This is a genomic window from Pseudoalteromonas sp. APC 3893, assembly GCF_030408095.1.
Lineage (GTDB): Bacteria > Pseudomonadota > Gammaproteobacteria > Enterobacterales > Alteromonadaceae > Pseudoalteromonas.
In genome coordinates this window covers 13,801-39,314 of sequence record NZ_JASDCD010000018.1, presented here as the reverse complement: position 1 = coordinate 39,314, position 25,514 = coordinate 13,801, and the positions used below count along the sequence as shown (strand labels likewise).

Sequence of the window (25,514 nt, the reverse complement as noted above, 5' to 3'; positions counted from 1 at the left end):
TATTATCTGAGCCGCGTAACAGATACCATTTTTTAGTGAGCTAAATGAGAAAAAAATCACCACAAAAAAAACCAAATAACAAATCAAATGATGGCTTTATTCGAATCATCAGCGGGCAGTTTCGCAATCGTAAGTTACCTGTTAAGGATGTACAAGGATTGCGTCCAACGACCGATCGTATAAAAGAAACTGTTTTTAACTGGTTAATGCAAGATACCCGAGATGCTAAAGTACTCGATTGCTTTGCAGGCTCAGGCGGGCTGGGCTTTGAAGCACTCTCTCGGTTTGCTCACAGCGCCACATTTTTAGAAATGGACAATTCAGCCAGTGCGCAATTAAAAACAAACGCGCAAACACTTAATTTGAATAATGCAGACATTCATTGCACCGATAGTTTGCGTTATTTAGGTCAAAACACCAACGAACAACAATTTGATTTAGTTTTTGTTGACCCGCCTTTTCGCCAAAACTTAGCTAAACCATGCTGTGATTTACTGATAGAAAATAACTGGTTAAGTGAAAATGCGTTGATTTATGTCGAAGTTGAAAGTGAACTTAACAATTTAGATCTTCCTAGCAGTTGGCTGTTATTAAAAGAAAAAATTGCAGGGCAAGTACTTTGTCGCCTGTATCAATTTCAGCAAAATTAGCAACATAGCGATATTTTTCGTTTACTATTAGAACAGACAATATTTATCCTTTACATGTGGTGTGGCTTCGGATTACAATACCGCACCATTTTTGAACCACTTGATCATTGTTTGATCAACTTGAGCAACGCTCATTATTTAGGTAGGTGAATTTTTAATGCCAGTAATTAAAGTAAGAGAGAACGAACCGTTTGACGTAGCACTTCGTCGCTTCAAGCGTTCATGTGAAAAAGCAGGTATCCTTTCAGAAGTTCGTCGTCGCGAGCACTATGAAAAGCCAACAGCTGAGCGTAAGCGTAAAAAAGCTGCAGCGGTTAAGCGTCACATGAAGAAGCTTTCTCGCGATAACGCACGTCGCGTTAAATTATACTAATAGTATTAGGTCTTGTATAAATGAGCCTTTTAATAAAGCTAAAAGATGCACAAAAAGATGCGATGCGAGCAAAAGACAAAACACGTCTTAACCCTATTCGTATGGTACTTGCTGCAATCAAGCAGCGTGAGATTGACGAGCAAATAACACTTGATGATGACGGTATTACCGCGGTCTTAGTGAAGCTTGTTAAACAACGCCGCGATTCTTACACTCAGTATAAAGATGCTGGGCGTGATGATTTAGCTGAAGTTGAAGCCAGTGAAATTAAAGCACTTGAAGAGTTTTTACCTCAACAATTGAGTGAAGACGAAATCATTGCTCTCATTGATGCGGCTATTGCTGATACTAACGCAGCAGGTATGCAAGACATGGGTAAAGTAATGGGTATAATCAAAAGCAAAGCTGAAGGTCGCGCCGATTTAGGTAAGATTTCTGGTTTAATTAAGCAAAGATTAACTGCCTAATACGCCCACATACATAAAGTATGATTGAAGCAAACCGAGCCAAGTGCTCGGTTTCTTCGTTTTTAGCTTTAACAAAAATAGCATTTGTGTTCAAATCTAAATTTGCAGAACTAAAGCTAGTTCGTTCATCTTTTTCTATTTATTTCAGGACTACACTTTACTAATGGCCGGAAAGATCCCACGAAATTTTATTGACGATTTACTCGCCAGAACAGACATTGTCGAGCTCATTGACTCTAAAGTTGGTCTTAAAAAAGCCGGTAAAGATTACCAAGCGTGCTGCCCTTTTCATAACGAAAAGTCTCCGTCGTTTACTGTTTCGCAAGATAAACAGTTTTACCATTGCTTTGGTTGTGGCGCTAACGGCAACGCAATCTCCTTTGTAATGGAATACGATAAACTTGAGTTTGTTGATGCAATTGAAGAACTTGCCAGCTTATTAAACCTCGATGTACCACGCGAACAAGGTAACACCAGCTCAGGCCCACAAAGAACAGCAGAACAAAAACGTTCAGATTACGACTTAATGCTACACGCCGCCCGCTTTTATCAGCATCAATTAAAACATCATGCAAACTCTGCTGAAGTTATTAAGTATGTAAAAGGCCGTGGCTTAAGTGGCGAAACCGTTAAAAAGTTTATGATTGGCTATGCACCAAGCGAATGGGAAGGCTTATGCCAACAACTAGGCCGTAACAAAGAACAAAAAGAGCAACTAGTAGAGCTAAAACTTGCTTCAGAGAAAACCCCTGGCAGGCAGTTTGATTTTTTCCGCGACCGCTTAATGTTTCCCATCCGCGATAAACGAGGTCGTGTAATCGCGTTTGGTGGTCGTGTTATGCAAGCTGACCAAGGACCCAAATATTTAAACTCCCCTGAAACCCGTATTTTCCACAAAGGGTTTGAACTTTATGGACTTTACGAGGCAAAGCAAGCACATAAAAAGCTTGAGCATATTCTTATTGTTGAAGGCTATATGGATGTGGTCGCGCTCAGTGAGCAAGATATAGAGTACGCAGTAGCGGCTCTAGGCACGGCGACGACAGCTGAACACATACATACTTTATTTAGAACCACAGACAAAGTAATATGTTGTTACGATGGTGACCGCGCAGGTCGCGATGCAGCTTGGCGTGCACTTGAAAATGCACTGCCCTATTTGAGTGATGGTAAAGCACTGCAATTTGTATTTTTGCCTGATGGCGAAGACCCTGATTCGCTCGTGCAACAAGAAGGCAAAGACGCGTTTGAGCAACGCTTAGCTCAAGCGGATAACTTTACTCAAGTATTGTTTAATAAGCTAAGCCAAGAAATTGATTTAACAACTGATGCAGGTAAAGCAAAGTTACTTAGTGCGGTACTACCTCTGATTGAAAAAATCCCTAGTGAGTTTTATCAAGAAAACTTACTAGAGCAACTTGGTCGCCTTATTGGGCGTACAAAAGAGCAGCTAAATAGCCGTTTAAAAACACCGAAACAACAGCATGCTATTGAGCGTAAGTTTAAAATAACGCCGATGCGTCGTGCTATTGGTTTATTGGTACAGCACCCTAATTTAGCGAACGCAGTACCTTATTTGCCTGACTTAGCACAAATGAATATTGCAGGTATCGCTCTGTTGATTAAATTACAGCACTACGCGTTACAAAAAGGCACAACTACTACCGCCCAACTACTTGAGGCGTTTAGAGAAAGCCCAGAATATGAAGCACTTATAAAACTTGCAACTTGGCGCCATGAAATAAATGACGACCGGTTAGAGGATGAATTTAAAAATACTTTTAAATTTATTGAAGATCAGTGTTTAAATTATCGACTCGAGACCCTATTAATAAAGGACAAGACCCAAGGGTTAAATAGCGATGAAAGACTTGAGTGTCATTTATTAACTCAAGCGCTAAAAGGCACTAACAGCTAGCCAAAATTGATTTTTGTTGCTATACTGTGCTATTCACTGCGTCAAATTATACTTAGCTTGGCTTATATGAATTAAGCGAGCTGGCGCCTGTTGTATCAACTTATCAGAGTGGAAGAAAAAATCTCTATGGATCCAACTCCTCAGTCACAATTAAAACTTCTGATTCAAAAAGGTAAAGAGCAAGGTTATTTAACTTTTGCAGAAGTTAATGATCACCTTCCACAAGATATTATCGATTCAGATCAAGTAGAAGATATCATTAGCATGATCAATGATATGGGTATAAAGGTTAGCGAAAACGCACCTGATGCCGATGAATTGATGATGCAAGAAACCACGACAGATGAAGACGCAGCAGAAGCCGCAGCCGCTGCGCTTGCTACTGTAGACAAAGAAATCGGCCGTACTACGGATCCGGTTCGTATGTATATGCGAGAAATGGGCACAGTTGAACTACTGACCCGTGAAGGCGAAATTGTCATCGCTAAGCGTATTGAAGAAGGCATCAACCAAGTACAGATCTCGGTTGCTGAGTACCCTGAAGCAATTACTTATCTTCTTGAACAGTGGGATAAATTTGAAGCAGAAGAAATGCGCTTAAGCGACATTATCTCTGGTTTCTTTGATCCTAACGAAGATGAAGCTCAAATTTCTGCAACGCACATTGGTTCTGAATTAAGTGAAAAAGAACTTGATGAAGAAGATGAAGATGAAGATGATGCAGATAGTGACGATGATGATGAAGAAGAAGTAGATACCGGCCCAGATCCTGAAGAAGCCCGTATACACTTTGAAAACCTTCGTGATCTTTATAACAAAGCGCGCGACACTTTTGATAAAAAAGGTCGTTCACACCCAGATTCTCAAGCCGCTATTTTTGAGATCGGTGAGTTATTCAGAACATTTAAATTAGTACCAAAACAGTTTGATCGCATGGTTAATAACATGCGTGAAATGATGGACAGAGTACGTGTACAAGAACGTCTCATCATGAAACAAGCGGTACAATTTGCAAAATTACCAAAGAAAACCTTTGTTAAGCATTTTGCAAATAACGAAACAGATGCATCGTGGCTCGATTTAGAAATTGCCGCTAACGAAAAGCATTCAGCTAAACTTGAAGAAGTTAAGCCAGAAATAATTCGTTGTATCAATAAACTTTCTGTAATTGAAGAAAGCACTGGTTTAAGCATTGAACGTATTAAAGACATCAACCGTCGTATGAGTATCGGTGAGGCAAAAGCCCGTCGTGCGAAAAAAGAAATGGTTGAAGCAAACTTACGTCTTGTTATCTCAATTGCGAAGAAGTACACCAACCGTGGTTTACAATTCTTGGACTTAATCCAAGAAGGTAACATTGGTCTAATGAAAGCAGTTGATAAGTTTGAGTACCGCCGTGGTTATAAGTTTTCAACTTATGCTACGTGGTGGATCCGCCAAGCAATCACTCGCTCTATCGCTGACCAAGCACGTACAATCCGTATTCCGGTGCATATGATTGAAACGATCAATAAATTGAATCGTATTTCACGTCAAATGCTACAAGAAATGGGTCGTGAGCCAAACCCTGAAGAATTAGCAGAACGCATGATGATGCCTGAGGACAAAATCCGTAAGGTACTTAAGATTGCAAAAGAGCCAATTTCGATGGAAACGCCAATCGGTGATGATGAAGATTCGCACTTAGGTGACTTTATCGAAGATACCACCATTGACTCGCCAATTGACTCGGCAACAATGGAATCTCTTCGTGGTGCTACCAACGACGTACTTGCAGGCCTAACAGCCCGTGAAGCTAAAGTATTACGTATGCGCTTTGGTATCGATATGAATACCGACCATACTCTAGAAGAAGTAGGTAAACAATTTGACGTAACCCGTGAGCGTATTCGTCAAATCGAAGCGAAGGCACTGCGTAAACTACGCCACCCTTCTCGCTCTGACTTACTTAAGAGCTTCTTAGACGCTAAATAATTAGCTACTAACAAACATAATCAAAAGGCCGCTGTAGCGGCCTTTTTTCTATTTCAAGGAAACTATCATGGCTTGGATCCAAATCCGTATCAATGCTAATGCCGCAACCGCTGATGCTGTAAGTGACTTATTAATGGAAGCAGGCAGCGCGTCTGTTACTTTCATTGATGCTAAAGATACGCCTATTTATGAGCCTAAAATTGGCACAGTCGAATTTTGGGCTGATACCACTGTTATTGGTCTGTTCGAGGCTAATCACGATATGAATGCAGTCATTGAGTTGTTGAAGCGCCATGACGAGATAAGAGACTCGTTAGTTTATAAAGTCGAGCAACTAGAAGATAAAGACTGGGAACGTGAATGGATGGATAATTTCCATCCGATTCAATTTGGCAAAAAGCTATGGATTTGCCCAAGCTGGCGCGATATTCCAGACCCTGATGCTGTAAATGTATTACTCGACCCAGGCCTTGCTTTTGGCACCGGAACTCATGCGACTACTGCACTGTGTTTAAAATGGCTTGAAAGCCAAGACTTAACAGGTAAAACCGTGGTCGACTTTGGCTGCGGCTCAGGTATTTTAGGCATTGCAGCCATCAAATTAGGTGCTGAGCGTATGATAGGCATCGATATCGACCCACAAGCACTTGAGGCAAGTTTAGATAACGCACAGCGTAACGGTGTAGCCGACAAACTGGAAGTTTACCTACCAGAAAATCAGCCTGAATTTACAGCTGATATAGTAGTAGCAAACATTTTAGCCGCACCACTTCGAGAATTACACAGCGTAATTTTAGGCTTGTTAAAACCAGGCGGTAAAATTGCTATGTCAGGTATTTTACAAGAGCAAGCACAGTCAGTGGCTGATGTTTATGCGCCGTTTCTAGCCCTTGATGAAATTGCTGTTGAAGGTGAATGGACACGAGTCAGCGGTAAAAAGCATGCTAACTAATCGTGTTACCTTTGTTTAAGCATTAACTCTAAATACGTTTGTAAAGCCTGTAGTTAACAGGCTTTACCTATTATTCACACATTAATTTACCGTGCTGATTATTACCACTAAATTTGTTTTGTATAAATATCAAACAAATCAACCCGCCCGTCAAACTGTTATCAAAAGTCAATACGAAAAAGGCAAAAAAAAGTCACTTTTGTTCAATTTATAGCCTTTGATTTTTAGTGAAAACACCGTAAACTTAGCGCCCCTTGAAAAGAGGCCTATTGAATACAGTGCGTATCGGTTCATACCAACTTGAGAACAATGTAATTGTCGCGCCAATGGCAGGCATTACAGACAGACCATTTAGACAGCTTTGCCGACGCTTAGGTGCGGGGCTTGCCGTGTCTGAAATGCTATCGTCAAATCCTAAAGTATGGAAAACCGAAAAATCGATGAACCGTATGGATCACAGCGGTGAATCAGGAATACGCGCGGTGCAGATCGCAGGAGCTGATCCTGAGCTTATGGCTCAGGCCGCACAATTCAATGTCAGTAATGGTGCACAAATCATAGATATAAATATGGGGTGCCCAGCTAAGAAAGTGAACAAGAAACTCGCAGGCTCAGCGTTATTGCAGTTTCCTGAGTTAGTCGAAGAGATTATTGATGCAGTTGTAAATGCTGTTGATGTACCTGTAACACTAAAAATCCGCACAGGGTGGGATCAGGAAAATCGCAATGGTGTAGAGATTGCGAGCATAGCTGAACGTTATGGTATTGCTTCATTAGCCGTGCATGGGCGTACTCGCGCATGTATGTATAAAGGTGAAGCAGAATACGCCACGATTAGGGATATTAAACGTTCAGTGTCGATACCTGTGGTTGCTAATGGTGATATTACGTCACCAGAAAAAGCAAAGCAGGTTTTGGACTATACGGGTGCAGATGCCATTATGATTGGTCGAGCCGCCCAAGGTCGCCCTTGGATATTTAGGGAGATAGACCACTATTTGCGAACTGGAAAACACTTACCAACACCTGAAATTTCAGAAGTGCGTGGTATTTTGATGGAACACTTAGTGAACCTTCATACGTTTTACGGGGAACCAATGGGAGCGCGAATAGCTCGCAAACATGTATCTTGGTATTTGCAAACCCATGACAGTGACGGTCAGTTTAGGCGAGTATTTAATGCTCTCGATAATCCACAGGCACAAATCGAGACATTAGAGCAATACTTTAAAACACTAGCAGCTAACTAAGAAAGAAAGAGATATAAACAATGTTCGAACAAAACGTGACTTCTCCATTTATCACTAACCCTCATGTTCAGTCGCACGAGAAACCGCAGCCATTACGCGATGCAGTGAAGAAAGCTGTTCATCACTATTTAAAGCAGCTTAACGGTCAAGATGTGCAAGACGTTTACGACCTTGTTCTTTCTGAGCTAGAAGCACCATTACTTGAAGAAGTAATGACTTATACACGTGGTAACCAAACACGTGCGGCAATCTTACTAGGTATCAACCGTGGTACTTTACGTAAGAAGCTTAAGAAATACGGCATGAACTAATACCAGCTATATTGAAACCGTAATCATTCTAACGAGCTAAATAAGCCCCTAACTGCGTTAAAAATTTTTTATGTAGAATAACTACACAGCAAAATTTTTGCCTTGTTATTGACTTATTTCTCTGTCGTTATAATTGCTTACTAATCCAATACAGTTGGTATAAAGTATTTTGAGTAAAAAGCACCTTAGGGTGCTTTTTTTATATCTTTAAAAATCCTCACCCTTTAAATATCGTTTTTTAAGCGATATTCAGTTAAAATAGCGCCTTTCTAAGCTAGCTCAAACACTGAGGTAATCAAACTACAATGGATACACATCGTCCAATTCGTCGCGCACTACTAAGTGTGTCAGATAAAACCGGTATCGTTGAATTTGCTCGTTCACTTGAATCACAAGGTGTCGAACTTTTATCAACTGGCGGTACTTGTAAATTACTTGCTGATAACGGCATTAAAGTCACTGAAGTATCTGACCACACAGGTCACCCTGAGATCATGGATGGTCGCGTAAAAACTCTTCATCCAAAAATTCATGGCGGCATCTTAGCGCGTCGTGGCCAAGATGAAGACGTAATGAGCGAGAATAACATCTCTGCTATCGATATTGTTGTAGTTAACTTATACCCCTTTGCGAATACAGTCGCTCAAGAGAACTGCAGCCTTGAAGATGCTATTGAAAACATTGATATCGGTGGCCCAACTATGGTGCGTGCCGCAGCTAAGAACCACAAAGACGTGACCATCGTAGTAAATGCAAAAGATTACGACCGCGTGATCAGCGAAATGCAAAGCAACGATGGTTCAACATCATACAAAACGCGTTTTGATCTTGCCATTGCTGCTTACGAGCACACCGCACAGTACGATGGCATGATTGCTAACTACTTCGGTAAAATGGTTGCTGACTACACTGATGAAGCGGCTGAGGAAACTAAATTCCCACGTACAATCAATATGCAGTTCACTAAAAAGCAAGATATGCGCTACGGTGAAAACTCACACCAAGACGCGGCTTTCTATGTTGAGAACGACGTACAAGAAGCATCTGTTGCAACTGCGGTACAACTTCAAGGTAAAGCCTTATCGTTTAACAACATTGCTGATACTGACGCTGCTCTTGAATGTGTTAAAGAGTTTGATGTGCCAGCATGTGTTATTGTAAAGCATGCAAACCCTTGTGGCGTATCTATTGGTGAAAACATTCTTGAAGCCTACGACCGCGCATTTAAAACAGACCCTACATCTGCGTTTGGTGGCATCATTGCGTTTAACCAAGAACTTGATGCTGACACTGCTGAAGCTATTGTTGCACGTCAATTTGTTGAAGTGATCATTGCGCCTAAAGTATCTGAAGCCGCAGCACAAATTATTTCAGCGAAGCAAAATGTACGTTTACTTGAGTGTGGTGAGTTCTCTGCTAAAGGCACAGGCCACGACATTAAACGTGTAAATGGCGGCGTATTAATTCAAGACCGCGATTTAGGTATGGTAACGCAAGGCGACTTAAAAGTTGTCTCTAAACGCCAGCCTACTGAGCAAGAACTTAAAGACTTATTATTTTGCTGGAAAGTGGCTAAGTTTGTTAAATCAAATGCCATTGTGTATGCCCGCGATGGCATGACAATTGGTGTAGGTGCAGGCCAAATGAGCCGCGTTTACTCTGCTAAAATTGCCGGTATTAAAGCTGCTGATGAAAACCTTGAAGTTAAGGGCTCAGTAATGGCATCTGATGCATTCTTCCCATTCCGTGATGGTATTGATGCTGCAGCCGACGCTGGTATTACTGCGGTAATTCAACCTGGTGGTTCAATGCGCGATGAAGAAGTTATCGCTGCTGCTGACGAAGCTGGCATGGCAATGGTGTTTACTGGCATGCGTCACTTCCGCCACTAATCACGCAAAGAGCTAACTGCATCAGTTAGCTCTTTTTGTTTGCATCAAATTCACGTATTCTGCTTATTCTATAACCTCTCGTAAAATTATAATGTGAAGGAACAGACGATGAAATTTGCACTAAAAACGTTACTGGTTGCCACTTTGGCTGTCAGTGCTACTACCGCCGTTGCTCATAATCACGGCCATGATTCAGCATTAAAGCACGCTGTAAAAGCAACCGAACGTAACGCTGAACGCGACCAATATCGCCACCCAGTCCAAACTCTGGAATTTTTTGGCTTTAAACCAAGTATGACAGTGGTTGAAATTGCCCCAGGCGGTGGTTGGTACAGTGAGATTTTAGCGCCAGCATTGAAAGAGCACGGCACCTATTACGCTGCGCACTTCCCTGCAGATTCATCGGTTGGTTACTATCAACGTTCATTAGCTGGCTTTAAAAAGAAGGTTGCTGAGGATGAGCGTTTTAGCAAAGTAAAAATCACTGAATTCGCCCCTTCATCACATTTAGATATTGCTCCAGCTGGCAGTGCGGATATGGTTTTGACCTTTCGTAATGTTCATAACTGGTATATGAGTAAAGATAAAGAAGCGGCAGCTAACGCTTTTAAATCGTTTTACACCGCGCTCAAATCAGGCGGCACCTTAGGTGTAGTTGAACACCGCTTGCCAGAAGAGCGCGCTGATGAAATGCAAAAATCATCAGGTTATATGAAGCAAAGTGTTGTGATTGAACTTGCTAAAAAAGCAGGTTTTGAACTTGAAGCAAGCAGTGACATAAATGCAAATTCACTTGATACAGCCGATCACCCTAAAGGGGTATGGACACTACCACCTAGCCTAAGACTTGGCGAGCAAGACGCCGCTAAGTATAAAGCCATTGGTGAAAGTGACCGCATGACGCTGAAATTTAAAAAACCGCTTTAAATAGGATATTCGCCATGAATGTATTAGTCATTGGCAGCGGCGGCCGCGAACACGCACTTGCGTTTAAGGCCGCTCAAAACAAAAAAGTAACCACTGTATTCGTTGCTCCAGGTAATGCAGGTACTGCACTTGAGCCAAAACTTGAAAACGTTGCGATTAATGTTGAAGACTTAGATGGTCTACTTAATTTTGCAAAGCAAAACAATGTTGGCCTTACTATCGTAGGTCCTGAAGTACCACTGGTACTAGGTGTGGTAGATAAGTTCCGTGAACACGGCTTAGCTATTTTTGGCCCAACCGCCGGCGCCGCACAGTTAGAGGGCTCTAAATCGTTTACTAAAGACTTTTTAGCACGCCATAATATTCCAACTGCGGATTATCAAACGTTTGAGCAAATCGACCCTGCCCTTGCCTATTTAAAAGAAAAAGGCGCACCGATTGTCATCAAAGCTGACGGTTTAGCTGCAGGCAAAGGCGTTATTGTTGCTATGGACGAGCGCGAAGCTGAAGCTGCTATCCGCGATATGCTAGCTGGAAACGCCTTTGGTGAAGCAGGCAGCCGCGTAGTCATTGAAGAGTTTTTAGAAGGCGAAGAAGCGTCATTTATCGTAATGGTTGATGGCGAAAATGTACTTCCGTTTGCTACTAGCCAAGATCATAAACGTGCTTACAATGGCGATAAAGGCCCTAACACAGGCGGCATGGGTGCATATTCACCAGCACCCGTTGTGACTGACGAAATCCACCAGCGCATCATGAACGAAGTGATAAACCCAACGGTTGCAGGTATGGCCAGCGAAGGTCATCCATACACAGGCTTTTTGTATGCTGGCCTGATGATCGACGCCGACGGTACACCTAAAGTTATCGAGTATAACTGTCGTTTTGGCGACCCAGAAACACAACCTATGATGCTACGCTTACAATCAGACTTAGTTGAATTGATTGAAGCGGCTAACCGCGTAGAACTCGATAAAACCACCATTGAGTTTGATTCACGCGCAGCTGTCGGTGTGGTATTAGCTGCTAAAGGTTATCCTGATAGCTACCCGAAAGGCGATACAATCAATGGCCTTAAAGTTAGCTACGCCGAAGGCGAAAAAGTATTTCACGCAGGCACTAAGCAAGACGGCGATAACGTAGTAACCGCAGGTGGTCGTGTGTTATGTGCCACGGCTCTTGGTAATACAGTGACGCAAGCACAGCAACGTGCTTATGAGCTTGTAGACGAGATCAGTTGGGAAGGTATGGAATATCGTACTGATATAGCTTATCGTGCTATCGCTCGGGAAAAATAATTAATTGGTATAACCAGTTAAGATTTAATAAAAAGCGCAGTTTATCTGCGCTTTTTAATGCTACACTCATTTCTAGGGACTGAAAAAGAACGTTAAAAATTGAAAAATAATTACTTACGCTATCATTTTATTGCCGTATTAATATTACTTGTGTTGTTTTATGTAATAGCAACGCTTGCAGGCCATTTAGCGACCCCTACAAAATACACTATTGACAAAACCACTCCTATTTACCTATCCCATAGTTACTTTATTGATGAAACAAAAAAACTACCAATTCATCAAATTATCGATAATCTAGATGATTTCACTGTGGGGTCATTTGCAGATATAAACTGGAACTTTACACCCCGTAATTATTGGTTGTTAGTAGAGCTGGAGAATCGAAGTCAACAAAATGAAAAAATTGTCGCTCATTTTGATAACCCTATGGTCGATCATTTAACGATTTATCACTTGGATAAAAGCAATCATATTATAACGACTACGCAACTTGGCGACTTAACCCCAGAGCTCACTCGTTTTGAGTACAGTGTACCGCATATTCGCTTAACAGTTACCCCGCAAAGTAAACAGAAACTATTAATAAAAATTGATACAACCGGAATTAGTAAAACGCCGATAAATCTTTATGGTGAAACTGAGTTTCAAGATTTAACCCGTTCACAAACAGCCATTTGGGGAATTTTTGTTGGCGTGCTGATCATGGCGGCACTGTATAACTTAGTGCTCTTTTTTGGCATAAAGGATCGCGTTTACTTAATTTATATCGGTTATATTATTAGCGCGATTATTCTAATGGGCTGCGTACTCGGCTTTGGTTTTTACTTATGGCCTGTTAGTTGGCAACTGTTTTTTCAAAAGTACATTATTTTTAGTAACTATGCGATTGCAATATTCACCCTTGCATTTTGTACTATGTTTTTACGCTACCATAAAGAGCAATGCTGGCGTTATAAACTCAGCGTTTACTTTATGGGGCTCATGCTTGTGTTAGGCTTAAGCTGTTTTATCATTCCTGAAAACATCGCTGCGCCGATATTTTTTACTATTTTAGCACTGCTTTATGTAATTTGTATCATCATGATTTATAACAAACTGCGCAGTGGATTTCGTTGGGCAAAGTTTTATGTTATTTCATGGATACCCTTAATTATAGGTGCAGCTATACAGCCACTTGAGTTAACGGGAGTATTGCCGTATAGCTTTGCAATTCGCCATACTTTTTTAGCTGCTATATTGTGCGAAGTGGTGCTCATGGCCATGGCCTTGGCTGATAGAGTTCGCTATCAAAGAGAGCGAGCGCTTTATCATGCCACTCACACCCAGCAAACCAAACTTCTTAATAGCGCAATGTTAAAGCAAGCTTATATGGCACTTGAGCAGCAGCAAAGACAAAACACCCTGTGTCTAATTAAAATTCGTTATTTTCACTCACTAGATACCATTTTGACAGCAACAAAAAGCAATGAATTAATCATCAAGGTAGCAAAATCATTAGAGCTGCAGCTAGTTGGCGAACGTCAGTTTTACTTTTTAGATTCAACCTTAGATAGCAACTCTAAACTTGCCGACTTAGGCACAGGGGTATTTGCCTGTATTTCTACTAAAGCACAAACCGCTGAAGAGCTATCTTTAAGTTTAACAAAGATCATTAAAGGCTTACCAAAAAACTACCAAATACAAGGGTTAAACTTACAGCTAGAGTACAGTGTCGGGATCAGTTTTCCCGATACAGTCAATAACTTTGAAGCAAGCCTACAGCGTGGATATGTTGCATTAAAACAAGCAAAGGGGACAGTGAGTCACATTAGTGATTCACAACAGCAACCGAATCAAGTCATGGACATTGAGCTGGCAGCAAAACTACAAGAGGCGATAAGAGCCAATGAACTTGCATTATATCACCAACCGCAAATTAACCTCGCCAACAACCAAGTAGTAGGTAGTGAAGTCCTGTTACGTTGGCCTTGTACTGAGTATCAGCACATAAATATAGAGCAGCTTATTCAATTAGCCGAACGCACAGGACTTATTAACGAGCTCACCTTGTGGGTATTGGACAAAGCCTGCCAAGACATTGCCCAGCTTAATAAGCAGGGTTACAGCGGGCAATGCGTTAGTGCTAATTTAAGCGCTAAGAACATAGGCATAGTGCAATTAGCTGAAAAAATTGAAAACACCTTATTGAAATATAATGCACCTGCAAAGCAACTCAAATTAGAACTCACGGAAACCGCATTAATTGGCGATCAACAACAAATGCAGACGCTCATAAAGCAATTAAATGAAATTGGCGTTACTGTGGTACTTGACGACTTTGGTACTGGTTATGCTTCTTTGACTTATTTACTGCATTATACCTTTGCTAATTTAAAAATTGATAAGTCATTTGTTATTGATCTGGAAGCAAATCCTACTAATAAAGTGGTCGTGAAAACGGCCATTGATATGGCCCATAACCTAGGCTTAAGTGTCACCGCTGAAGGGGTTGAAGATAAGCAAACTCACCGCTTATTAAAATCAATGGGCGCAGACTTTAGTCAAGGTTATTACTATTCTAAAGCACTTTCTTTTGATAGTTACCTAGACTGGTTAAGTAAAAATAAATAAGCCAATTACAGTTAAAGTACCACAACTTTACAGATTACTGATAAAATCCCCTTTTTAAACATCTTTAGGGGCGTAAAGATGCAAGGTACTATTAAAAAGTTAAAATCATCTCTTACTCAACCAATCCAATATCACCTACCTGTAGGTGAAAAGCTGGTTGATTTGAATGCTTATATTGGTAAACAACTAACACTCACTTTTAGTGGCACAATTTTATGCTCAAATTGTGGTAAAAAAACCAAAAAAAGTTATTCTCAAGGACACTGCTTTGTCTGCATGCGTAAGCTAGCAAGCTGCGATATGTGCATAATGAAGCCTGAGACCTGTCACTACGACCAAGGCACGTGCCGAGAGCCAGAGTGGGGTGAAGAAAACTGCATGATCCCACATTACGTATATTTGGCTAACACCTCAGGTCTAAAAGTAGGAATTACACGCCACACGCAAATTCCGACTCGCTGGATTGATCAAGGTGCAACTCAGGCATTACCAATATTTAAGGTACAAACTCGGTTACAATCTGGCTTAGTTGAAGTTGCATTAGCGCAGTTTATTGCCGATAAAACTAATTGGCGTAATATGCTCAAAGGGCAAAATGATGTGCTTGATCTAAAAGTAGCTGCCGCTGAATTAATACCGCAAATTGCAGACAAACTTAATGAGCTCGCAGAATTATTCGGTGCAACAGCGATAGAGCAACTTGATGAAGAAATTGTTGATTTAGATTTTCCTGTTACCCAGTACCCCACTAAAATCACATCGTTTAATTTTGACAAAGACCCCGTTGTAAGCGGTATTTTACAAGGTATAAAAGGCCAGTATTTAATTTTTGATAATGGCGTAATCAATATCCGTAAGTTTACTTCTTATGAAGTGACTGTTGGCTAAACTGCATATAAAAATCAACCCATTGCCGCTGCGCTAAAGGGCGGCAATAATGATATCCTTGTATTACATCACAGCCTAAACTCAACAAATATGCTTGTTGTGAAGCTTTCTCCACCCCTTCAGCAACAACAAGTAAGTTTAAATTACTTGCTAGCGCAATAATGGCCGCCACAATCTCACTATTACCGTATTCATCTGGGACTTTTGCAATAAAGCTAGCATCTATCTTTAATGTATCAAAAGGTAGCTTAGTTAAGTAACTTAAGGCCGAGTAACCGGTACCAAAATCATCTAAGGCAACATAGACCCCCAAAGACTTTATTTGCTGTAATTGCTTTTTAGCTTGAGGAAAGGAACTGATAAAACTGCTTTCTGTTAATTCTATCTCTAATAAACTACCTGGAAGTTGATAACGTTTGAGCATCTGATCAATATGCTGTACCAATTTCCCCTGACTTAAATGACATGCTGAAATATTAATTGCTAAACGCCCTGCATCTATACCTAAGGTTTGCCACTTAGATAATTCTTTTCCTGCCTGCTCAATGACCCATAAATCTAAACGCACGATCAAGCCTAGCTCTTCAGCTAAAGGAATAAAATGCGCAGGTGAAATCATACCCAAGGTAGGGTCGTCCCAACGTAATAAAGCCTCAACTCCCTGAATGCAGTTTGTTTTTAGGTTTAGCTTAGGCTGAAAGTACAACTCAAACTCATCATTATCAAGTGCATATTGAAAGCGGCTCATCATAGCTAAGCGCTCTAAAGATCGTGCATTCATTGATGGTTTAAATAGTTGGAACGAATTGCGTCCTTGCTCTTTAGAGCGATACATTGCAATATCAGCATGCTTTAAAAGCGTTTCACTATCTTGGCCATCTTCAGGATAAATAGCGGCACCAATTGAAGCTGTTACACCTACTTGTGCGCTATCGAGCAAAAATGGCGTATTGAGTTTATTCAGAATTGTTTCTGCGACTTCACTAACATACTCAAAGCTATCCACATCAAACAATAGTACAAATTCATCGCCACCTAAACGTGCAAGCGTATCTCCTTCATTTAAAACACATTGAATACGTTTTGCAACGAGTTGTAATAAGCAATCACCAGCGCTATGGCCCAATGTGTCGTTTATTTCTTTGAAGCGGTCTAAGTCGATAAACATCACCGCTAACAGAGTACTATCACGGTGTGCTGTGGCGAGTGCCATTTGTAATCTATCGTTAAACAAACGCCGATTGGGTAAGTCTGTAAGCTCGTCAAAATAAGCTAACTGAACTATTTTTTCTTCTGCATTTTTGCGCTCAGTGATATCGCTAAAAATGGCAGCATAAAGTACATCTGCATTATTTAGCTCTTTTATTTCAATAATAGTTAACCATTCAACATAAAGATCACCGCTTTTTTTACGGTTACATATCTCTCCCTGCCAAACTCCCTTAGTAGTAATCTCATGCCACATATCAATATAAAACGGCTTATCATGGCGCCCTGAGCTAAGAATATTAGGCCGCTTGCCGATGACCTCAAACTCTTTATAGCCCGTTAATTGAGTAAAAGCAGGGTTAACTTGAATAATAATCCCTTCTTGCGAAGTGATCATAATGCCATCAAGAGAAGAGTCTATAATTTTATTTGCTAGGTAAAGGTTACTCTGCGAATGTTGTAGTGCGGCATCTCGTTGCTCAAGCACTTTTTCAAGCTCGCAGCAGTATGCACTTTCAATCTCATTGATTAAATGCTCTAAAGACAGCACCCCCATAACGTTATTATTATCAACAACAACTAGGTGGCGTACATTATTACTAGACATCAACCGATAAGCATCAAATAAACTACCAGTAGAACTGATTTGATAGGTAGGTCTACAGGCAAAGTCCCAGCATATGCCACCATTTTGATACTCTAGTATAAGGCTTAACAGATCACGCTGGGTAATAATACCGTGCTCTTGTAGCTGTTCATTAAAAACTAAAATCGCTTTATCATTACGTTCCCGCATTAGTTTAATAGCATCAGTAACAATCATCTGGCTCGAGACAATTAACACATCTTTATTATATTGATCGTTGATCGCTCTAAACTGTAAATAATGATCCAGCCCTTGATTACGCACAATATCGCTTACGCTAATTACACCACATACAAGACCACTTTCGTCTGTCACCAATAAATGGCGTACACTATTTTGATGAAATACTAACGCTGCATCACTCAATAACCGTTGACTTGAAATACTCAATACAGGGCTCGACATCACACAACCAATTGTTAGCCCTTTAATCTCTTGATAAGTAAAATCAAGTTTCATGCAATCAGATTCAGTCCAGACACCTATAACCTCTTGCTGTTCTTCAATAAAAATAGCGCTAACATTATGTGCTCGCATTAGCTTTACAGCTTCTATAAGATGGGTTTCCTTAGAGCAGGCAATAACTTTGTTAGTAAATACATCACAGACTTTTTGATAGCGACTACTTTTAGGCATCTTCAAATTCTTTTGCACAATAGAACCTATGAGTATAAATTAAGCAACAGGCTACTATTTGATTTAGGACAAAAAATGAGTGACTTTCAGCCTCAATTACTAATTTATAATAATGAAATAGACATCATAGAACATGCGAGCGATATCAATGATTTGCTTTATGGTGTGTATGATAAACAAAAAGAAACCGTTGTGTTATTAGATAAAAATAGAGGCTATCTAACACTCTCGGGGAGGCCGGCAAAAGAACGCTCTAGCGAGGAGCTCGCTGAGCTTGTGAAAAACTATTTAGTTAAAGAGGGACAGTGTTGTCTCGGAAAAATAGATACCCTTACACCTGCTCAAGCCTTTACATTACTAGCTATCGACTAACGCTTTTACATGAGCTATTGCGCTTCTACCAAGAGCTGAAAGCGCATATCCCCCTTCGAGATAAGAGATAATACCTTTGCAATCAAGCTGCTTACTTAGCGTAGCTAATTGCTCAGTCAGCCAAGCATAATCGTCTTCTACAAATTTTAAACTTGCCATATCATCTTCAAGGTGGGCATCAAAACCTGCGCTTATAAAAATAAGCTCAGGCTTAAAGTTAGTTAGTTTAGGTAACCACTGTTGCTCATATAATGCTTTTAAATCTGAACCATCACTGGCAATCGGCAGCGGTGAATTAACCAGCGTTGCGTTATTCTCAACTGCGGTATTGGGATAGAATGGATATTGAAATAACGAACAAAACAACACAGAATCATCATTAATGAAAATATCTTGGGTACCATTACCGTGGTGAACATCAAAATCAACAATGGCAATACGCTTCACCCCTTTGCTTTGTGCATACTTTACCGCAATGGCCAAATTGTTATAAACACAAAAACCGGCAGATGTCGCGCGAGTAGCATGGTGACCTGGCGGTCTAACCGAGCAAAAAGCGGCATCGAGGTTATCAGCTAAAATCTCATCAACGGCAAGTAACCCTGCACCTACTGCGCGTTCAACCGCTTTTTGAGAGTCTGGGCATAACCATGTATCACCATCAAGCGACACAAGCCCTTCGGTTGGTAAGGTGTTTTCTACGTGCTTTACCAGCGATTCATCATGGGCTAATAGGTAATGTTCACGCTGTGCTTTTGGGGCCTGTTTTTGTTGTACTGCGACATCGAGTCCGCTTGCCAATAAACGATCAGCAATAGCATCCAAACGCTCTGGGCACTCAGGATGATCGTCAATCATTTTATGTTTACGACAATGTGGATGAGAAATAATCGCGGTACGCATACCAAGCTCCAAATAAGTTAATCGAGCCATAATAACAAAGCCACCTAATGGTGGCTCTGCGACTTTGGTTTACTTTGCTTGTAAATTTAGGTTTCTAAAATCAAAGCTAAAGTCTGTAACCGACGTTGATACTGCGCGCATATCTGCACTTTGTACACGATTCTTAGGACTCATTTGAAACTGAATAAATGCATCAGCTTCTAATAACTTCTCATCCCATTTCACGATAAAGGTATTACCTGTGTAGTGCTCAAGCTGTCCTTTTAAACGTTTAGTATGGGTAAAGTCTATTCGTAACTTGCCATCTAATTCCTCTATGATCACATCACCATACCAATCATCATGTAACGTGCCTGTATAGCTGATATTTGGTAGTTGTGGCTGATAATCTGCCGGGGCTTCAGGCTCTGCATTTGCGTACGCTTTTTGTTTACCTTCAAAGTGTTTTTTTGCTAAATCTTCAACCCAATCTTTATCTTCAAGGTCAAAGGCATCCTCTAGCACTTCGTAAGTAATCGCAGATAGTGCGCTAAAAGCTTGCTGATTACTGAGAATGACAATCCCTAGATTTTTCTCGGGCACCAAGGTTACCTGCGATACCATGCCTAAAATCCCACCGCCGTGTGCAAGCTTTTTAACCCCGTGGAAATCTTCAATACTCCAACCTAAACCATATCCCCTAAACTGTTGGTGATACGCTTCATATGCTTTTTCTGACGCCATAGAAGTAATATGTGGGTGCCACATTTGCGCTTGCTGTTTTTCACTAAAGAGTTGCTCACCATTTGGCATCTTGCCACCAGCAAGTTGCGTACGAAGCCACTGGCTCATATCACTAACACTTGATGCAATTGCTCCAGCACCACGAAAGTCTTCTAAGTAATTAACAAAAAATGGATTTAATTTCCCATCCATAGGAATATGACCCGTCGCCCAGTTTTTATTGCTACTTGGGATACGTGAAAAGCCAGCACGTGAGTTTTCCATTTTTAGTGGCTGCAAAATATTCTTCTCGATATAATCGTTCCAGCTCATACCAGAAACACGCGCAACCACTTCGCCTGCAGTGACAAACATTAAGTTGTTATAAGCATATTTACTACGAAAACTGCTCGCCGGTTTTAAGTACTTTAAACCTGCTAAGATTTCTTCTACTGATTTATCAGTATCAGGCCAGATCATTAAGTCGCCTTGACCCAAACCTAAACCACTGCGGTGACTCAATAAATCACGAATAGTCATTTCTCGGGTGACGTAAGGGTCGTATAAACGAAACTCAGGTAGATGATCGATCACTTTGTCATCCCAGCTAATTTTGTCTTCATCGACTAATTTAGCCAACGCAGCTGCAGTAAAAGCTTTAGTATTTGAAGCTATGCCAAATAAAGTATTTTTATTAACTTTTTTTCCTGTATTTAAATGGCTTACACCAAAGCCTTTAGCAAATACCACTTTATCATTTTCAACAACAGCGACAGCCATCCCTGGGACATCAAAGCGTGCCATTGAGTTTTCAATCACTTGATTGAGCTGTTTAGTGTCTATCTCTGCATGGCTATTAAATGCAAAGCCAGTTAACAATGAGGCTGTAATGGCGAGTTTTGTTAATTTCATAACATTCCTTGGCGTATTTTTTATTGTTGATGTACGGCAAACTCAACAGCTGCACGTACTTTATCGCTATCTTGGCGGGTGGGCCGAGACTTTATGTTTTCACTGTACTCATTTGGCAAGTCCGCTTCAAGCGCTCCGCGATGAACGTGCTCTATATACCAGTCATAGGGTAGGATTGTTGCATCTGTGGTGTTTGCAATATAGCAATGTGCGGCTATTTTTTTGCCATCGAGTAAAATAACTTCAACTTCAACACAATCGTAACGCGGTCCTTCAATCGCATCGAGAATCTCTTTTTCATCTGCCGTTACTTGGTATACCACGCCATACACTTGTGCATCTTGGACTGTACTTTTTCTTACACTGCACTTACCAGATCCATCAAGGCTGACCATATCAAACGTTAACTCATACCCCATTAAGCGTGCGGTCCCTATGCGTTTAACTTCAGGAAGACGTGCTAATAAGCGATTTGACGACATATTTGAGCCAAACGAAAAATTATAAAGTGCCATGCTTGTTTACTCCTATAAAACTACGCGTATTGCTAATGCGATTAAAATCACACCGATACCACGATCGAACCAATAACCACTTTTTTGAAAAAATCCACGTACATTAGATTTAGATAACACCAATGATAAAAATGAAAACCAAAGCCAGGTTGCTACTGCCATGTACAGACCATAACCTGCTTGCACCAAAAGCGGTGTTGTTTGACTGATCACCAAGGTAAATAACGACATAAAGAATAATGTCGCTTTAGGGTTTAGCGCATTCGTTAAAAAGCCACGACGAAACGCAATCCAGACTGATTCTTCACTTTGCGTTTGTGATACTTCTTCGCGAGTATTCTCTTCAGGTTTAGCACTTCGTAACGCTTGAAATCCTATATACGCTAAATAAGCGCCTGCTAAGTATTTTAATGCCATAAATACAGAGGGTGATTGAGCTAATAATACCGCTACCCCCAATAAGCAATAACCCACATGCAGCAAGATCGCCAAGCCTACGCCAAAGCTAGTCCATAGCGCATTACGCCGTCCGTGTTGAATGCTTTGTTTGAGCACAATTGCAAAATCTGGCCCTGGGCTTGCTACAGCAAAAAAATGAGCTAATGCGATCAGTAGAAATTCATCTAAGTAATTCAAAAGTTCACCCCGCTTTTTTATCATCAAGAGCTAAAAGCAAAGGGTTTGCTGTGTCATTGATTACAGCTTTAATTTCTTTTTGCGCCTTTTTAAATTGACTGCGTAAATGAGGCTTTAAATACTTTTTAGAATCTCTATGCCCTTTAAAGTGACACACAAGTGCATGCATAAATAATGTTTGTGATTCGGTTAATGCCGCTTGTCTATTAGCATACGGGTTATAACAAGAACCACATCCACCTTTAAATTGGTAAACGGTATTGCTCATCATTACACCAAAGCCTAAAAAGCACGCTAATGCATCACTGGCTTGTGGCAAAAACTCTTTACCGCCGGGGGGTAATACACCCACATGGTGAATCATAATGGTTGCTAATGTGCCTGCAAAACTCGCTACTAAATCTTGTGGTTGGTTTATTTGATTTGGGTTAAACGACACATTAACTTTATGTGGAGGAGGTACTATTAACTGACTCGCTTCGCCACGTAAGTATTCATTAAATACAAAATGCGGAAATACTTGCGGTTGTAATTGCGCAGGCCCTACAAGTTGAATAGGCCATGCCTGCATACCAGCATAACCCGAAACGCGTTCAAATACCTTACTAGCCATTTCTTCAATACTCGATACAGAGTCCGGAAAAAACTTATGGTTAGGTAAAATAAGCTGCGTATGATTGTGAAAAAAATCACTATCGAAGTTTTCCACGGTCCAAATAAATGTGTCAATAAGCCATTGTTGTTCTTGTGCTTCTAACAGTGGTTTGGGTTTAAATAACGCTAACATAAAATGCTCTTATTCTTGCTCTTGTGCCCATTGCCAAGCTTGCGTGTTATACAAAGGTACCGTCGATAATGCATGATGATGACTACCTGTAGACTCTTTAGTTGAATACGATAGATACAATAAAGACCGTGTTTGTGCATCATAAATTCGACGTACTTTTAATGATTTAAATAAAATACTTTTCGATGATTTAAAAACCACTTCACCCGATTTACTTCGGTCGATACCTTGAAGTTGCTCAGCAGTAATAGGGCCCGTTTGGCGACACGCAATTGACATATCCGAAGGGTCTGAGAAATCTAAGTTAGCTTCAATATGACTAATGTGGCAAGTCACCCCTGTAACCAACGGATCTTGCTGAGACACGACCTTAATATCTTTAGTAGTAAATAACCCTAAACTTACTGATGCAGCATCGTCTGAGCACCCTGCTTGTAAAGCCAATAACCCTAATAGACTAATTACTTTTAATGATTTCATACCATTCCTTTTATTCAATGTGTCAACAAACCCACTACAATAGTGCGCTGCGTGGTTACATTTTTATAGTAGCTATGCTTCAATAGTAACTGAAAAATTCTTCAACAACGAGCTGCAATACAATGAAAAAAATACTCATCCCGCTGTGTTTTTTAACTGCCACGGCTTACGCCCACGATGATTACTCTGTAAGCCTCTATGCTGGTAAAAACTTTAACCAAACATTAGAAACCAAAGAAGCACTTGAAGTTGAAATTAATGACGGCAACCACTTCGCTTTTAGTATTGACCGTAATATTGACCGTGCCCGCTATGGCTTTTACTTTGCACAAAGTAACAACGAGCTTGAAAACACTGAGGATAAAGAAGTAACCATGAAATACTTTTTATTCCAAAGTGCGGTTGAAGTCGCGTTAAGTAATCATATAAATAGTTATGTAGGTGCTCAAGTAGGCGCCAATTATGTACAAACTAATTTTACAAGTAATGACGTATTCTTTGCCAGCGGCATATATGGCGGCATTGAATATTTATTTAGTGATAAAGCCCGAGTTTTATTTGAAACCCGCTGGTTGGCAACTATAGTTAACAACGAAAGCACGGTTAACTGCACTTTGCCCACTGACGAAGATGATCAATGTTTATGGCATTTCGATGGCGACGTACTAAACCAATTTCAAACAAGTTTAGGTTTTACTTACCGCTTTTAGGAGCCCTCAATGCCCCATGTTGTGATCGAACACTCTGAAGACTTACCACTTTTACCACAAGTTTTAGTTGATAAAGTACATCAAACTACCTTTGAGAGTGGTTTATTTGAATTATCAACCATTAAAACTCGCGCCATCGCCTACCAACATTATCAATTAGGCGAAGGTAAAGACGGCTTTATCTATATCGCGGCTTATATAATGGCAGGTCGAACAACAACAGAAAAACAAGATCTCAGTGAGCGATTACTTAACTGCCTGCGCACCTATTGCAGAAAATCCTACAGCTTGAGCGTTAATATTTATGAGAATAACAGCGACACTTACCGAAAGTGTTAAGCTCTTTGTATGTTTTAAGTTTAGATATATTTATAGTTAATGATTATTCTGTATCACCAGCTTTGCATTTCAACTAATCTGGATTCTGTTCGTGCATATTCAAAGGCTAACTTTTTACCGCAATATAAGTTAGCCATGTCAACTTGGGTGCTTATAACTAATAATTTACCTCGGTCATAAAACTCATCAACTAAGGCTATAAAGCGTCGCGCTTCATCATCTAAAGTATGCTCTTGTAAGTCTTGCTTCTCGCGTTGATAACTGTCTTCAATGCCATGCACTATCTGCTTGCCTGTTGCCCTACTTCCCATGACGGGAACATTCGCAATATATACTCGTTCAAAATGCTCTGCTAAAAAAATATAATCAGCAGTGCTTCTCGGTCCTGAACACAAAGCCATGAAATCAAACAGAATAGCCTCTTTTGCTAGATGTATAAAGTGAATAGGCCGATGACATACATTTAAATTAGAGTGCGAATTGAGTTTAATTTCACGTTGTTCAAAGAGCATCGTAAGTGCTACATCATCATTAATAAAATAATACTTAAATTGATGACCATACCGAAAACGATGATCGAATTTCCCTTCTACACTAATCACTTTACAGTGCTCTTTGAGTAAATTTATAGTTGGTAAAAAGCGCACTCGTTGTAAGCCGTTCCTATATAATTCGTCGGGATGACAGTTTGAGGTTGCAATAAGAATAAGTCCCTGCTTGAAGAGTGCTTTGAATAACCCTGCCATCAGCATAGCATCACCAATATCACTGACAAAAAACTCATCAAAGCACAAAACGTTAACACTATGGCGCCATTCTTTAGCAATGATTTCTAATGGGTTTTTGCTGCCTTGTAACTGCCCTAGCCGTTGATGAATTTGTACCATAAAATGATGAAAATGCAGTCGTATTTTTTTATCATCACTTAACTGATGATAAAATAAGTCCATCAACATCGACTTTCCACGGCCTACCGGACCATGTAAGTACACGCCCCGAACCTTTGGTTGTGTTTGCCACCAAACACGTTTTTTAACTAAACTTTCAGCAAGACTTTGCAAGGCATTGACCGCTGTTAGTTGAGCTTGATCATACTGTAACTCTTTTTGCTCTACACGCTGCTGGTAGGTGGCTAAAATTTGTATTTGTGACAC

The 25,514-nt window shown here is 40.5% G+C and carries 24 protein-coding genes; 16 read left to right on the top strand and 8 right to left on the bottom strand.

The genetic code is table 11. The features are described from left to right. Window positions 1-44 precede the first annotated feature (44 nt). From rsmD to QMA12_RS17035, 13 genes are all read left to right on the top strand, one after another. Window positions 45-650: a 16S rRNA (guanine(966)-N(2))-methyltransferase RsmD gene (rsmD, locus tag QMA12_RS17095; protein WP_290209490.1), complete on the top strand. Its 606-nt coding sequence runs from the start codon at window positions 45-47 to the stop codon at window positions 648-650. Window positions 651-807: 157 nt separating this feature from the next. Continuing rightward, window positions 808-1,023: a 30S ribosomal protein S21 gene (gene rpsU, locus QMA12_RS17090; protein ID WP_002957797.1), complete on the top strand. Its 216-nt coding sequence runs from the start codon at window positions 808-810 to the stop codon at window positions 1,021-1,023. A 20-nt stretch (window positions 1,024-1,043) separates the two neighbouring features. Then, complete coding sequence (locus tag QMA12_RS17085; RefSeq protein ID WP_087533082.1) at window positions 1,044-1,490, top strand: GatB/YqeY domain-containing protein; 447 nt, start codon at window positions 1,044-1,046, stop codon at window positions 1,488-1,490. 163 nt (window positions 1,491-1,653) lie between these two features. Then, complete coding sequence (dnaG, locus tag QMA12_RS17080; RefSeq protein WP_290209487.1) at window positions 1,654-3,408, top strand: DNA primase; 1,755 nt, start codon at window positions 1,654-1,656, stop codon at window positions 3,406-3,408. A 126-nt stretch (window positions 3,409-3,534) separates the two neighbouring features. Next, window positions 3,535-5,382 carry an RNA polymerase sigma factor RpoD gene (gene rpoD, locus QMA12_RS17075; protein WP_290209486.1) on the top strand — a complete coding sequence of 616 codons (1,848 nt, stop codon included), beginning with the start codon at window positions 3,535-3,537 and terminating at the stop codon, window positions 5,380-5,382. A gap of 67 nt (window positions 5,383-5,449) precedes the next feature. Then, on the top strand, window positions 5,450-6,334 hold the full coding sequence (prmA, locus tag QMA12_RS17070; protein ID WP_087533085.1) for a 50S ribosomal protein L11 methyltransferase: 885 nt from the start codon (window positions 5,450-5,452) through the stop codon (window positions 6,332-6,334). A 278-nt stretch (window positions 6,335-6,612) separates the two neighbouring features. Then, window positions 6,613-7,584 (top strand): tRNA dihydrouridine synthase DusB, encoded by a 972-nt coding sequence (dusB, locus tag QMA12_RS17065; RefSeq protein ID WP_176372549.1) that lies wholly within the window; start codon window positions 6,613-6,615, stop codon window positions 7,582-7,584. Between the two features lie 20 nt (window positions 7,585-7,604). After that, on the top strand, window positions 7,605-7,895 hold the full coding sequence (fis, locus tag QMA12_RS17060) for a DNA-binding transcriptional regulator Fis (protein WP_002957804.1): 291 nt from the start codon (window positions 7,605-7,607) through the stop codon (window positions 7,893-7,895). 305 nt (window positions 7,896-8,200) lie between these two features. Then, window positions 8,201-9,787: a bifunctional phosphoribosylaminoimidazolecarboxamide formyltransferase/IMP cyclohydrolase gene (purH, locus tag QMA12_RS17055; RefSeq protein ID WP_290209483.1), complete on the top strand. Its 1,587-nt coding sequence runs from the start codon at window positions 8,201-8,203 to the stop codon at window positions 9,785-9,787. A 108-nt stretch (window positions 9,788-9,895) separates the two neighbouring features. Next, window positions 9,896-10,714 carry a class I SAM-dependent methyltransferase gene (locus QMA12_RS17050; RefSeq protein ID WP_087533088.1) on the top strand — a complete coding sequence of 273 codons (819 nt, stop codon included), beginning with the start codon at window positions 9,896-9,898 and terminating at the stop codon, window positions 10,712-10,714. A 14-nt stretch (window positions 10,715-10,728) separates the two neighbouring features. After that, window positions 10,729-12,012 carry a phosphoribosylamine--glycine ligase gene (gene purD, locus QMA12_RS17045; RefSeq protein ID WP_087533089.1) on the top strand — a complete coding sequence of 428 codons (1,284 nt, stop codon included), beginning with the start codon at window positions 10,729-10,731 and terminating at the stop codon, window positions 12,010-12,012. A 99-nt stretch (window positions 12,013-12,111) separates the two neighbouring features. Then, the gene (locus QMA12_RS17040; protein ID WP_290209479.1) at window positions 12,112-14,625 is read left to right on the top strand and encodes an EAL domain-containing protein; all 2,514 of its coding nucleotides are present in this window, start codon (window positions 12,112-12,114) and stop codon (window positions 14,623-14,625) included. A gap of 78 nt (window positions 14,626-14,703) precedes the next feature. Beyond that, on the top strand, window positions 14,704-15,513 hold the full coding sequence (locus tag QMA12_RS17035; protein WP_290209477.1) for a DUF2797 domain-containing protein: 810 nt from the start codon (window positions 14,704-14,706) through the stop codon (window positions 15,511-15,513). Here QMA12_RS17035 and QMA12_RS17030 read toward each other — a convergent pair. Continuing rightward, window positions 15,485-18,004 carry an EAL domain-containing protein gene (locus QMA12_RS17030; RefSeq protein ID WP_290209475.1) on the bottom strand — a complete coding sequence of 840 codons (2,520 nt, stop codon included), beginning with the start codon at window positions 18,002-18,004 and terminating at the stop codon, window positions 15,485-15,487. The genes QMA12_RS17035 and QMA12_RS17030 overlap by 29 nt on opposite strands. Window positions 18,005-18,079: 75 nt before the next feature. Here QMA12_RS17030 and QMA12_RS17025 point away from each other — a divergent pair, with 75 nt between their 5' ends. Then, the gene (locus QMA12_RS17025) at window positions 18,080-18,376 is read left to right on the top strand and encodes a hypothetical protein (protein WP_290209473.1); all 297 of its coding nucleotides are present in this window, start codon (window positions 18,080-18,082) and stop codon (window positions 18,374-18,376) included. Here QMA12_RS17025 and QMA12_RS17020 read toward each other — a convergent pair. From QMA12_RS17020 to QMA12_RS16995, 6 genes are all read right to left on the bottom strand, one after another. After that, window positions 18,362-19,279, bottom strand: a complete 918-nt coding sequence (locus QMA12_RS17020; RefSeq protein WP_087533158.1) for a histone deacetylase family protein — start codon at window positions 19,277-19,279, stop codon at window positions 18,362-18,364. The two genes, QMA12_RS17025 and QMA12_RS17020, sit on opposite strands and share 15 nt — an antisense overlap. Before the next feature lie 69 nt (window positions 19,280-19,348). Beyond that, window positions 19,349-20,893: a serine hydrolase gene (locus tag QMA12_RS17015; RefSeq protein ID WP_290209470.1), complete on the bottom strand. Its 1,545-nt coding sequence runs from the start codon at window positions 20,891-20,893 to the stop codon at window positions 19,349-19,351. A gap of 20 nt (window positions 20,894-20,913) precedes the next feature. Beyond that, a complete protein-coding gene (locus tag QMA12_RS17010; protein ID WP_087533095.1) occupies window positions 20,914-21,408 on the bottom strand; it encodes a gamma-glutamylcyclotransferase family protein in 495 nt (164 codons plus the stop codon). Between the two features lie 12 nt (window positions 21,409-21,420). Beyond that, on the bottom strand, window positions 21,421-22,044 hold the full coding sequence (locus QMA12_RS17005) for a LysE family translocator (RefSeq protein ID WP_087533159.1): 624 nt from the start codon (window positions 22,042-22,044) through the stop codon (window positions 21,421-21,423). Window positions 22,045-22,048: 4 nt separating this feature from the next. Next, complete coding sequence (locus tag QMA12_RS17000) at window positions 22,049-22,831, bottom strand: hypothetical protein (protein WP_290209467.1); 783 nt, start codon at window positions 22,829-22,831, stop codon at window positions 22,049-22,051. A 9-nt stretch (window positions 22,832-22,840) separates the two neighbouring features. After that, entirely contained in the window at window positions 22,841-23,311 is a 471-nt protein-coding gene (locus QMA12_RS16995) for a CreA family protein (protein WP_087533097.1), read from the bottom strand. A 122-nt stretch (window positions 23,312-23,433) separates the two neighbouring features. On the opposite strand from QMA12_RS16995, the gene QMA12_RS16990 reads away from it, so the two are divergent. Further along, window positions 23,434-24,021 carry a hypothetical protein gene (locus tag QMA12_RS16990; RefSeq protein ID WP_087533098.1) on the top strand — a complete coding sequence of 196 codons (588 nt, stop codon included), beginning with the start codon at window positions 23,434-23,436 and terminating at the stop codon, window positions 24,019-24,021. A gap of 9 nt (window positions 24,022-24,030) precedes the next feature. Next, entirely contained in the window at window positions 24,031-24,360 is a 330-nt protein-coding gene (locus QMA12_RS16985) for a 5-carboxymethyl-2-hydroxymuconate Delta-isomerase (protein ID WP_087533099.1), read from the top strand. 53 nt (window positions 24,361-24,413) lie between these two features. On the opposite strand, the gene zapE is transcribed toward QMA12_RS16985, so the two are convergent. Continuing rightward, a complete protein-coding gene (zapE, locus tag QMA12_RS16980) occupies window positions 24,414-25,514 on the bottom strand; it encodes a cell division protein ZapE (protein ID WP_254911208.1) in 1,101 nt (366 codons plus the stop codon).